Raw genomic sequence first — 10,750 nt, 5'->3', positions numbered from 1 at the left:
GTCCCGCCTGCCCCGCCCTGTCCTGTCCCGCCTGCCCCGCGCTGTCCTACCCTGCCCCGCAAGTCAACGACCTTGGTGGAGCCGGGCGCTAGCGTGACGGGCGGGTGAGGGCGTCGACCGAGCCCAGGCCGCGCTCCACGATGTCCACGGCCCGGTCGAGGGCCCTGCGCATCGACAGCGCGTCGTAGCCCTCGCGGCGGCAGTGCGCGACGACCGCCTGCATCCCGCCGATCGCGATGCCGGACGCGGCCACGGCGTCGACCTCGTCCAGGTCGGGGCACAGCTCGCGGAGCAGGGCCTCAAGCTGCTCCTGGGTGTTCAGCATCCGCTGCAGCGCCTGCGCGCGGAGGCCGGGGCGCTCCTGGATCAGGGCGATCTGCACGGCCCCGTACTCGCCGTGCTCGGCGACGAGCGCCTCCAGGACGTCGATGACGCTGCGCCGGATCGTCTCGATCGGCGTCTCGCCCGGCGTGCGGCGCAGTTGCTCGGCCACCTCGGCGAGCCGGTCGTCGATCTCGGCGAAGACCACGTCCTCCTTGGACGGGAAGTAGCTGAAGAACGTCCGGGGCGACACGTCGGCCGCGGCGGCGATCTCCGCGATCGTGGTCTCCTCGTAGCCGCGCTCGGCGAACAGCCGCAGCGCGGCGGTCGCGATGGCCTGCCGGGTGCGGCGCTTCTTGCGCTCCCGCAGGCCCGGCCGCGCGGTGTCCTGCTCGTCGGCGTGGCGCTCGCTGGCGTGGCGCTCGCTGGGGTGGTGCTCGTCGGCGTGCTGCTCGTCGGCCGTGCCGTGCATGTGACGGACATTACCATGACTGCAAAGTTGCATCAGTTGCAAAAGTGCATGCGCTAGGTGTTTTCTGCCACCATGGCGCGATTCGCGGACGGCGGGGCAGCGGAGCGGTCGGACGACCACGGGAGGATCGCGCGGTTCCTGGGCCGGCTCGGCCGGTTCTGCGTGCGGCGGCGGCGCGCGGTCTTCGAGCTGTGGGTCGTCGCGATCCTCGGCGCCGGCGTGCTCGGGATCATGCACGGCGGCATGTTCGTCCAGCAGAGCTCGCTGCCCGGCACCGAGACCCAGCTCGCCCTCGACTCGCTCGCCGAGGACTTCCCGGCGATGACCGGGCCGACCTCGACCGTCGTCTTCCACGAGACGTCCCAGGCCGGCCCCGCGGACTGGCGCGTCGCCCTCGCCATCGGCGAGTCGATCGACAACATCTCCAAGCTCGACCGGGTCGCGTTCGTCGAGAACCCCTACGTCCAGGGGATGGGCGGGCTGAAGTCGGACGACGCGGTCGTCGTCCGGCTCAACTACGCCGGGACGATGAGCGACGTCAGCAAGGCCGACCTCGACGAGCTGAACGAGGCCGTCGAACCGGCGCGGATGGCCGGGGCGGACGTCAAGTTCGGCGGGATCGTCTCGATGCTCCTCACCCAGCCGGAGGGCGGCTGGCAGGAGGGCGCCGGGATGCTGCTGGCCATGATCGTGCTGCTGCTCGCGTTCGGGTCGTACTTCGCGGCGGGCATCCCGATCCTGGTGTCGCTCTGCGCGCTGGCCGTCTCCTACTCGCTCATCCACTTCCTGGCGTCGATGTTCGAGCTCGCGCCGACCGCGCCGATGGCCGCCGCGATGCTGGGCATCGGCGCCGGGATCGACTACGCGCTGTTCGTCGTCACCCGCTACCGGCAGCAGCTCGCCGAGGGCGACGACGTCGAGACCGCGGTCGGGCGCGCGATGGCGCACGCCGGGCACGCCGTGGTCTTCGCCGGCGGCACCGTCGTGTTCGCGATCTGCGGGCTGTTCCTCTCCGGGATCGCGTTCGTGGGGCGGATCGGCATCACCACGGCCCTGGCCGTCACCATGATGGTCGTCGCCGCGCTGACCCTGCTGCCCGCCATCCTGGGGTCGCTGGGGGAGCGCATCGACCGGTACAAGCTGCCCCGCACCCGGCCGGACCGCAGCTCGCAGCGGTGGATGACGTGGGGGCGCCACGTGGACCGCAACGCCTGGCCGTACGCGATCGTCGCGACGCTCGTCCTGCTGGCCCTGTCGGTGCCGACGCTCAGCCTGCGGTTCGGGGTGATGGCCGACAGCACGGCGTCGCCCGAGATGGAGTCCCGGCAGGCGTACGACATCGTCGCCGAGGAGTTCGGCGCCGGGCACTTCAGCCCGTTCGTGGTCGTCGCGAAGGTGCAGGAGACGGGGGAGCGGGAGAAGGGGGAGCGGGAGAAGCCCGCAAGAGCGGTCCCCACGGTCGACGGGATGCAGGGGCTGACCGGCCTGACGGGACCCGCCGCTCCGCAGGCGACCTCGTCCCCGTCCCCACCGGCCGAGGAGTCCCGCCCGAAGGGCGCACCGGACCCGGACAAGAAGCCCGACGAACGGGCGGTCCTCCTCGGGCAGGAGCTGCAGCGCGTCCTGTCCGAGGCGCCCGGGGTCGTGCTCGCCGGCGAGCCCGTCGTGGCCGGGACGACCGCGGTCGTGCGGGTCACCCCGCGGGACGCCCCGCACGCCGAGACGACCACCGACCTCGTCCACCGGCTGCGGAACGTGGAGCTGGCGCAGGTGCGGGCGGACAACCCCGGGGCGGACATCTACCTCGGGGGCGAGAACCCCGCGATCATCGACATCGCCGAGACCGTCGGGGACCGCATGCTCACCGTCGTCGTCGCGGTCGTGAGCGTCGCGCTGCTGCTCCTGGTCATCGCCTTCCGGTCGATCATCGTGCCGATCAAGGCCGCGCTGATGAACCTGCTGTCGATCGGGGCGTCCTTCGGCGTCGTCACGGCGGTCTTCCAGTGGGGCTGGGGGGTCGAGCTGCTCGGCCTGGACCAGGCCATCCCGATCATGTCGTTCGTGCCGCTGTTCATGTTCGCCCTGGTCTTCGGGCTGTCCATGGACTACGAGGTGTTCCTGCTGTCCAGGATCAAGGAGGAGTACGACCGGACGGGCGACCCGCACGAGTCCGTCGCGACCGGCATCGGGGCCACCGCGCGGCTGATCAGCTGCGCCGCGCTCATCATGATCTTCGTATTCGCCAGCTTCGTCCCGCAGCCCGACCCGACGATCAAGATGATGGCGCTCGGCCTCGCGGTCGCCGTCGCGGTGGACGCCACCATCGTGCGGCTCGTCCTCGTCCCGGCGCTGATGAGCCTGCTCGGCCACGCCAACTGGTGGTGGCCCGGCCGGAGCCGCCCCACCCCGCAACCACCCCCGGAACCGGCCGCCGAACAACTGGAACTCCAACTGACCCGCTGATGTGGTGTCCCGCAGAACGTTCGATTTGCGAGCCGGGTCATTCCGCTGATCGAAATCGGTCCGCGGTTCCCGCTTATCTGCCGGTTAGGCGATACATGTCGTGTCTTATCTGTAAATACGGGCCGTACGTAGGGCGGAGGTCGTCTGTGTAGGGACACCTACGGCGAGGCAGGCATTTCGGGCACCGTCCCCTGCTCGGCAGAAGCAAACGGCGTGCTACGCACAATTCTGGCTTTTTGGCTATTTGGGCTCTCTGGCTAGCCGGGCGGTGACAATAGTCCAACCTGACATGGGAGCCTTCGGGGCTCTCCGGGTCGCGAGTCGCGATACCATTCGATTGTGTGTTCGAAGGGGCTTGGGTTTGGTGAGGCGTCCACCGCGGAACTGGTGGAGGTCCTTTCCGCGGTCGCCGCCGAGCTCGCCGCTCGGGAAGCGCCCGAGTCCGCGGCCGCCTGCCTGGAGCTCACGGAGACGCTCGGCCGAGCCGTCGACAGGCAAGAGGCCGTCCTCGCCGGGTTCATCGCTGTGGTGGACGCCGGCCGCGAGGTCCAGCGGTGGGGCTATCCCTCCACCCAGTCGTGGCTGCGTAACCGGCTCGGGATGCGCGACACCCGGGCCAGGGAGCGCCTGACCCTGGCCCGGCAGCGGCACCGGCTGCACCAGGTCGCCGGCCGATTGGGCGCCGGTGACCTGTCGTTCGGATACGCGACCACCATCGCCGGTGCGGTCGCCCGGCTCGCCGATGAGGACTGCGCCGCCGCTGAGCAGATCCTGCTCGGCATGGTCGACCAGGACTTCTCCGCCGGAAAGGTCGCCTCGTTCGGCCGCCGCATCGGTGACGTCATCGCCGAGCGGGACGGCACCGACCAGGCGACCGACGACGCCAAGCGCGGCTACGAACGCTCCTGGATCGACTCCACCCGTGGCCTGGATGGCGGCCGCTACATCAGAGGCTGGCTGAACGCCGAAGACGCCGCCCTCTGGGACGGCACGCTCGGGCCGCTGGCCAAGCCCGCCGGCGCCGACGACCGCCGTGACCTGCCCGAGCGTACGGCCGCGGCCCTGACCGGTGTGCTGGCGGACGGACACCGGGCCACCAAGGTCACGGTGATCTGCGATCTGGACACCCTCACCGGCGGGCAGGCACCCGCCCGCCTCACCGACGGCGCCCCCATTCCGCCGGAGCAAGCCCGCCGCATCGCGCTCAACGCGGGGGTCTCGCCCCTGCTGCTGGGACGCGGCAACGTCCCCCTCTACCTGGGGAAGAAGGTCCGCTTCGCGACCGGCCCCCAGCGTCAGGTACTCGAGACGCTGTACCCGACGTGCGCGGTGCGGGGCTGCGAAGTCCCCGGAATCCTGTGTGAAGTCGACCATGTCGACGGCTGGGCGCTGGGATCGTCCACCGACATCGACCAACTCGCCCTGACCTGCGGCTGGCACAACCGTTTCAAGCACACCCACCCCGACCGTCTGAAGATCAGCAAAGGCCGGGACGGCCGTTACATCTACCGCCTCCATCCCCCCGGAACGCAGTCGCCCGCCACCGCAGGCCGACCACCACCCTCCTGCTCACAGGCCGCGTAGCCGCGTACCGGCTACCGGCGTGCCGGCGTAGTCGCGTACCGGCGTGCCCGCGTGCTGGCGTACCTGCGTGCCCGCGTACCTGCGTGCTGGCGTAGTCGCGTGCCGGCGTGCCGGCGTGCCGGCGTGCCGGCGTAGTCGCGTACCGGTGTACCGGCGTGCCCGCGTGCCCGCGTGCCCGCGTGCCCGCGTGCCCGCGTGCTGGCGTACCGGCGTACCGGCGTGCCCGCGTGCCCGCGTGCCCGCGTACCGGCGTGCTGGCGTGTCGGCGTACCGGCGTGCTGGCGTGTCGGCGTGCCCGCGTACCGGCGTGCTGGCGTGTCGGCGTGCCCGCGTGCTGGCGTACCGGCGTGCCCGCGTGCCCGCGTAGTCGCGTGCCCGCATAGTCGCGTACCGGTGTACCGGTGTACCGGTGTACCGGTGTACCCGGGTGCCGGCGTACCCCGCATACCGGCGTACCCGGGTACCCGCATGGCTGCCCCCGCCCCCGCCCGCACGGGTGGGCTTCACGGCAGCTGGCGTGGCTGCGAGGTGTCCGGGGCCGTGGTGAGTCGGGGACGGTTGCGCGCACCGGGAGCCTGTTCGGCCCCCGGGTAGGAGTAACTGCTGGGCGGTATTCGCGATCAGGGGATCTGTTCCACGCGGACGCCGGGGACGCTTTCGTACACGTCGGGTTCCGCGGTGATCAGCGGCCAGCGCCGCCAGCGGGCGGACCAGGCGGCCTGCGCCGCGTCCATGCCCAGGTTGGGGTTCGTGGTGACGAGCAGCCCGGTCTGCTGGGCGATCACGTCGTCGAGGTCGTCGACGTGCACGACCTGCATTCCGGGCAGCCGTTCGAGGACGGCCCGCCCGTGGTCGGGGACGATCTGCCAGGCGCGGGCGAGGGCCGTGGCCGGTATGACGATCGTCGCGTGCTGGGCGATCGAGGCGCGCAGCCGGGCGCGGACGTAGATCGTCTTGCCGGTGGCAAGGTCCAGTAGAGCGGTCGCGTCGAAGACGTGACCGGTTATCACGCGACGTCCCGGTTCTCCGGGGTGCCGCGTTCGACGAGCCGGTCCACCATGGCCTGCTCGTCCGGGCTCGGCGGCCCGAATAGGTCGTCGATGGTGGACGCGTCCCGCAGGAGGGCCAGTTTGAGCCGCGCCCCGTCCGCCAGGAACCCGGACACCGAGGCGATCTTCTTCTCCTCGGCGAGCCCCTGCAGCGTGGCGGCAAGCTCATCCGGAAGCGTGATGTTGAGTCTCGCCATGGGGATCACGATACACACTATCGCGCCCTGGAGTGTGTATCAGGGAGAGTAGAGTCACAGTAAGGTCACGCCGTCGGCTGTTGACCTTGCCCGTTCCATTTTCTAGTATTTAGGTATGAAATATGGGGAACGGTTGACGGTTCGCCGTCATGTCGACTTCAAGCGCACCTCCAGCGCGACCTGTTCGTAACCCCGGCTTCCCCGCCTCGGCCTTCTTCCGCCCCGGCTTCTTCCGCCCGGTCGCCTCATCGCCTCATCGCCCTGCGCCGGTGGGCCGGGGTCGTGCCGATCCTCGCCTGCCGGGACTTCAAGATCGATGACTGGGTGAGCTGAGAGACTCCTCCTCCGCCGGTCCTGTCGGGGTGGCACCCGGCGGAGGAGGCCCCGCCCCGCCCTCGACGCGCTCCGCCAGCATCCGCTCGAAGTTCGGGCATAGGGTGAAGTCCTCGTGGTCGCAGTTGAGGGCGCCCTCAAGGAGCTCTAGGGACGCCTGCGCGGCCGCGATGCGGGAGCGGAGCGCCTCGGCCTCCTCGCGCAGGACGTCCCGGCGCTTCGCCGGATCGGTGGCGGTGGTCAAGACGGCGATGTGCTCCAGGGAGAGCCCCGCATCCTTGGCGCTCAAGATGAGGGCGACCCGCGTGAGGTCGGCGGGGCCGTAACGGCGGCGGCCGGCGGTGTCGCGCGCCGGTGTGAGCAGCCCCATCGACTCCCAGTGGCGCAGCACGTGCGTGGCCAGGCCGAAGTGGCCGGCCAGGGCGCCGATGCTCATCGGTCCGGGCTCACTTGACTTCATGTCGACATTAAGTCGCATTCTGGCGCCCATGACCACTGAGACGGAGAAGGCCCGACAGGCGACGGAAGACCTCATCGCGCTGCTCGATGCGGCCGACCGCCTGCCCGGCTTCGAGGAAATGCGAGTCCGCTCCTACGAACTGCTCGCCGCCGAGCCCGGCACGTCCGTGGTGGACGTGGGCTGCGGCGCCGGACGTGCCGTGGCCGAACTGACCGAACGCGCCGTTCGAGCGGTCGGCGTGGACCCGAACGAGAAGATGATCGCGGTCGCCCGGAGCCGGTGGCCCAAGGCCGACTTCCGGATGGCGGACGCCTACGGACTCCCGCTGGCGGACGCCTCGGTGCACGGCTACCGGGCCGACAAGGTGTTCCACCTCCTGGCCGAGCCGGAACGGGCGCTGGCCGAGGCCCGCCGCGTCCTCGTCCCCGGTGGCCGGATCGTGCTCGTCGGCCAGGACTGGGACGCCATCATGATCGATTCCGACGATCCGGCCCTCACTCGTGCCATCGTGCACGCCCGCGCCGACCTGATCGCCGCCCCGCGGGCCGCCCGCCGGTACCGCAACCTGCTGCTCGACGCCGGGTTCGGCGACGTCACGGTGGAGGCGCGCACCGCCGTGCTCACCGACCCCGTGATGCTGCCCGCGCTCACCGAAATGGCCGACAAGCCCCTCTCCGCCGGAGCGATCACCCGCGAGCAGGCGGAGGGCTGGAAGGCCGGGCAGCGCGCGCGGGCCGAGGCCGACCGGCTGTTCATGGCCCTGCCGATCCTGATGGCGGCCGGATCCGTTCCACGGTGAGGTCGTGTCGATCCGGCCGGTGGCCGTTCGTATAGGAGGTGAGACAGCCGCACCAGGGAGGATGAGGATGAGCGAGATCCGGACGCTGGTGCACGGACGGGGTCTGGTCGAGTCGCCGCGCTGGCGTGGGGACCGGCTGTACTTCTCCGACTGGTCCGCCGGTGAGGTCGTCGCCGTGGGGCCGGACGGCTCCAGCGAGGTCATGGCGCAGGTGAAGTCGCTGCCGCTCTGCACCGCCTGGCTCCCGGACGGTCCGCTGCTGATCGTCTCGGGGTCGGACGGCGTGCTGCTGCGGCGGGAACCCGACGGCTCCCTGGTCACCCACGCCGACCTCGGCCGGCCCGGGTGGAACGACGTCGTCGCCGACGGGCGCGGCAACGTCTACGTCAACGGCTTCGAGCCCCGTCCCGGCGAGGGGTTCGGGCCGGGGGTCGTGTTCCTGGTGCCATCGGACGGCCCGGCACGCCAGGTCGCCGAGGAGATCACATTCCCGAACGGGATGGCGGTGACCCCCGACAACGCCACGCTCATCGTCGCGGACTCCTACGCGAACGTCCTCCTGGCATGGGACATCGGCCCGGACGGCGGATTGTCCGGGCGCCGCGTCTGGGCCGACCTGGGTGAGGCCGCTCCGGACGGCATCTGCGTGGATGCCGAGAACGCCGTCTGGTACGCCGACGTCCCCAACCGGCGCTGCGTGCGCGTCGCCGAGGGCGGGACGGTACTCCAGACCGTCGACCTGGATCGCGGCGCCTTTGCCTGCACGCTGGGCGGCCCCGACCGGACGACCCTGTTCATCACCGCCGCCCAGTGGCGCGGCATGACCGACCCGGGCATGGTGACCCCCGGCTCCGGCCAGCTCCTCACCGTCGAGGTCGACGTCCCGGGAGCCGGATGGCCTTGAACCCGCGCTCCTGGGCGGTCGCCTAAGTGGCCGTGGTGAGCATCGCGTACGCGTCACGCACGGCAGGTCTCCGGCTGTCCTTCGAAGATGCCTTGGAGAGCGCGGTGAAGGCGTTTCTGCGGACGGTGTGGGTCTTGCGGTGTGCGGTCGGGAGTTGCTCCAAGACGGTCATCACATGCTGCGCCCCGGCATCGGCGTCGCCTTCCTGGACGAGGGTGGTGGCGCGGTACATCTCGACTTGCGCGGGCCCGAGGACGCTCTTGGACGGGTACGACGCCAGGGCTTCGTCCTGTGCCTGGCGGGCACGAGAGTGGTCGCCCGTGTGGGTGTAGACGAAGCCGGCGGTGTGATGGAGCCGCTGGATCGACCAGCCGAACTGCGATTCTTGGTCGTCCCGGACGTGGTCGGGGAGACGCTCGAACACTCGCCTGAGGTCGTCCAACGCCTCATACGCCTCCGCGTGGCGGCCCATCTGGGCGAGTGCTTGTGCGCGGGTCGCATGCGCGCTCGCCTGTGCGGCGCTCGGCGTGCCTCGGCTGATCGCTATGGCTTCCTCAGCAAGGTCCAAGACGGACTGCTCGACGCGCTTGTCGCAGAGCGAGAGCACCGCCTGCCGTTCCCGGGCGTACGAAGCGAGCAGGGGGTCGCCGGACTCGTCCCCCGCGCGGACGGCGGTTCGCCACCAGCGTCGTGACGCTCGTACGTCGCCGAGGCCGATCAGCGATATGGCGGTGAAGGCGGAGAGATATCCGGCCGCATGGACGAGCTTGGGCCGGACGGCGTCGGTCGCGCGGGAGATCAGCAGGTCGAGCTCGGCGAGGTCCGCGAGCATCTCGGGGAGCACCTGCGCGGGCGGGAGGTAACCGGCCTCGTGGGCGTAGTCGTGGACGACGCGCTCCCAGGTATCGGCGTCGCGGTCGGTGGCCTCGGTGGTCAGGGTGCCGGTGAGGACGGCACGCAGGTGTTCGGCGTCGCGGCCGAGTGGTGCGGCGACGGCGGCGGTGGCGAGCAGGCCGAGGAGGGCACGGCGTTTCACTTCGTCATCCTCGAAATCGGGGTAGGGCTCATACCTAGAGGATGCCTCCTTTCCCTCCCCGGTTGAGAAGAGTTCGGAGGGGTCCAATTTGAACGCCTTTGTGTATGCGGGCGCCCAATCGCGGGGATAGTTCCGCCCCCGCTCCCAGTCGTAGATCTGGCGTGCGAGGTTGGGCACGCTGCCTCGCTCCAGGCCGTCCGCGCGCAGGAGTTGCCTGGCCATCTCGCGTTTGCTCCAGCCCCGCCTCTCACGCTCGACACGGAGCCGGGCTGCCCATATTGGGGGATTTTGGGCAGTCATTCGTGTGTGCCCCCTTTTGTGGACCAGGAGACTTTGCGTCTCCGGGTTGTCTCCGGGTCTGTCTCCGCATTCTCATCTTTCCTTGCGCTCTGTGACGGCGATTTACTCGCAGTCGTGGGACGAGTTGAGAAGCGAGAAGCGTCCTGCCTCCGAAGACGAGACCGAAGACGAAGCAGCCCCGGCCCGGTGCGGGAACACCATTGGGCCGGGGCCTGACCAGGAAACGAGGTCCTGGCTGTGGACGAGCGTATGACCCCCGAGCTGCGGCTTGCGGCACTTGCCGCGCATCTGACGGCAAGGAAACTCGACGTCGACCTCTCTGCCGCCGGGCTTCGGGTCACGAACCCGCAGGTCAAGGGCTGCTGCGCGCAGAACGCCGCCGACACGATCTCGTGCCGTCCCCGGGCTGAGGACGCCGGTGCGCTCTGGTTCTTCACGTCATGGGGCGAGCCGATCGCGCCCGCCGACCGGCTCACCGAAGCCGCCGTGTTCGTCCTCGGCTACCTGGCCGCGAGGGAGGAGCGGTGACCCCGTGGGCGGCGGCCGACCTGGACCCCGAACGGACGGCCGCCGAGCTGGCGCGCCGGTTCCCGGGCTGCTGCGTGTGGCTGGGGGAGTACACCGGCCGCTGGTGGGCCTTCGCCCGCGACTGGACGGGACGTGACCGGCTGGTCGAGGCCCCGGACCCGGTGACGCTCGGACGCCTCCTGGAGGAACTGACCGGACGCGACCACTACGGCCGGTACTCGCGAGCGTCCCTCCAGAACCGCACCGCCGAACGGCCCGCGCCCCCGCCTCCCAGGGCACCCCGTCCGGCCGTGCACTCCAGACC

At 70.6% G+C, this 10,750-nt stretch carries 10 protein-coding genes and 1 pseudogene; 6 read left to right on the top strand and 5 right to left on the bottom strand.

The features are described 5' to 3' along the window. Nucleotides 1-88: 88 nt before the first annotated feature. Nucleotides 89-793, bottom strand: coding sequence for a TetR family transcriptional regulator (locus E1200_RS25815; protein ID WP_131954665.1), 705 nt, complete (start codon nt 791-793; stop codon nt 89-91). Nucleotides 794-865: 72 nt separating this feature from the next. On the opposite strand from E1200_RS25815, the gene E1200_RS33950 reads away from it, so the two are divergent. Both E1200_RS33950 and E1200_RS25805 read left to right on the top strand, forming a co-directional pair. Beyond that, a complete protein-coding gene (locus tag E1200_RS33950) occupies nt 866-3,256 on the top strand; it encodes an MMPL family transporter (RefSeq protein WP_165950460.1) in 2,391 nt (796 codons plus the stop codon). Between the two features lie 387 nt (nt 3,257-3,643). After that, nucleotides 3,644-4,840 carry an HNH endonuclease signature motif containing protein gene (locus tag E1200_RS25805; RefSeq protein ID WP_131954664.1) on the top strand — a complete coding sequence of 399 codons (1,197 nt, stop codon included), beginning with the start codon at nt 3,644-3,646 and terminating at the stop codon, nt 4,838-4,840. A gap of 620 nt (nt 4,841-5,460) precedes the next feature. Here E1200_RS25805 and E1200_RS25795 read toward each other — a convergent pair. The 3 genes from E1200_RS25795 to E1200_RS25785 all read right to left on the bottom strand — a co-directional run bounded on the left by E1200_RS25795 (nt 5,461) and on the right by E1200_RS25785 (nt 6,855). Next, complete coding sequence (locus E1200_RS25795; RefSeq protein WP_131954662.1) at nt 5,461-5,850, bottom strand: hypothetical protein; 390 nt, start codon at nt 5,848-5,850, stop codon at nt 5,461-5,463. Then, nucleotides 5,847-6,086 (bottom strand): hypothetical protein, encoded by a 240-nt coding sequence (locus tag E1200_RS25790; RefSeq protein ID WP_131954661.1) that lies wholly within the window; start codon nt 6,084-6,086, stop codon nt 5,847-5,849. Before E1200_RS25790 ends, E1200_RS25795 begins: the two co-directional genes overlap by 4 nt. Nucleotides 6,087-6,393: 307 nt before the next feature. Further along, on the bottom strand, nt 6,394-6,855 hold the full coding sequence (locus tag E1200_RS25785; RefSeq protein WP_243708832.1) for a MerR family transcriptional regulator: 462 nt from the start codon (nt 6,853-6,855) through the stop codon (nt 6,394-6,396). Nucleotides 6,856-6,907: 52 nt separating this feature from the next. Here E1200_RS25785 and E1200_RS25780 point away from each other — a divergent pair, with 52 nt between their 5' ends. Continuing rightward, on the top strand, nt 6,908-7,678 hold the full coding sequence (locus tag E1200_RS25780; RefSeq protein WP_131954659.1) for a methyltransferase domain-containing protein: 771 nt from the start codon (nt 6,908-6,910) through the stop codon (nt 7,676-7,678). Between the two features lie 67 nt (nt 7,679-7,745). Next, entirely contained in the window at nt 7,746-8,582 is an 837-nt protein-coding gene (locus E1200_RS25775; protein ID WP_131954658.1) for an SMP-30/gluconolactonase/LRE family protein, read from the top strand. 22 nt (nt 8,583-8,604) lie between these two features. Here E1200_RS25775 and E1200_RS25770 read toward each other — a convergent pair whose 3' ends face one another. Further along, on the bottom strand, nt 8,605-9,840 hold the full coding sequence (locus E1200_RS25770; RefSeq protein ID WP_131954657.1) for a tetratricopeptide repeat protein: 1,236 nt from the start codon (nt 9,838-9,840) through the stop codon (nt 8,605-8,607). 327 nt (nt 9,841-10,167) lie between these two features. On the opposite strand from E1200_RS25770, the gene E1200_RS25765 reads away from it, so the two are divergent. Then, complete coding sequence (locus E1200_RS25765; RefSeq protein WP_131954656.1) at nt 10,168-10,446, top strand: hypothetical protein; 279 nt, start codon at nt 10,168-10,170, stop codon at nt 10,444-10,446. Continuing rightward, nucleotides 10,443-10,750, top strand: a pseudogene (locus E1200_RS34470) (hypothetical protein); the annotation flags it as partial. The gene E1200_RS25765 and the pseudogene E1200_RS34470, both read left to right, overlap by 4 nt.

Source organism: Actinomadura sp. GC306 (assembly GCF_004348665.1).
In the GTDB taxonomy this organism is placed as follows: Bacteria; Actinomycetota; Actinomycetes; order Streptosporangiales; family Streptosporangiaceae; genus Spirillospora.
The sequence above is the reverse complement of the archived record's forward strand: the minus strand, read 5'-3'. Positions and strand labels throughout refer to the sequence as shown.

Coding starts and splice junctions, on each gene's coding strand:
- E1200_RS25815 (WP_131954665.1), bottom strand. CDS start 793: ATGCACGGCACGGCCGACGAGCAGCACGCCGACGAGCACCACCCCAGC.
- E1200_RS33950 (WP_165950460.1), top strand. CDS start 866: ATGGCGCGATTCGCGGACGGCGGGGCAGCGGAGCGGTCGGACGACCAC.
- E1200_RS25790 (WP_131954661.1), bottom strand. CDS start 6,086: ATGGCGAGACTCAACATCACGCTTCCGGATGAGCTTGCCGCCACGCTG.
- E1200_RS25785 (WP_243708832.1), bottom strand. CDS start 6,855: ATGAGCATCGGCGCCCTGGCCGGCCACTTCGGCCTGGCCACGCACGTG.
- E1200_RS25780 (WP_131954659.1), top strand. CDS start 6,908: ATGACCACTGAGACGGAGAAGGCCCGACAGGCGACGGAAGACCTCATC.
- E1200_RS25775 (WP_131954658.1), top strand. CDS start 7,746: ATGAGCGAGATCCGGACGCTGGTGCACGGACGGGGTCTGGTCGAGTCG.
- E1200_RS25770 (WP_131954657.1), bottom strand. CDS start 9,840: ATGGCCAGGCAACTCCTGCGCGCGGACGGCCTGGAGCGAGGCAGCGTG.
- E1200_RS25765 (WP_131954656.1), top strand. CDS start 10,168: ATGACCCCCGAGCTGCGGCTTGCGGCACTTGCCGCGCATCTGACGGCA.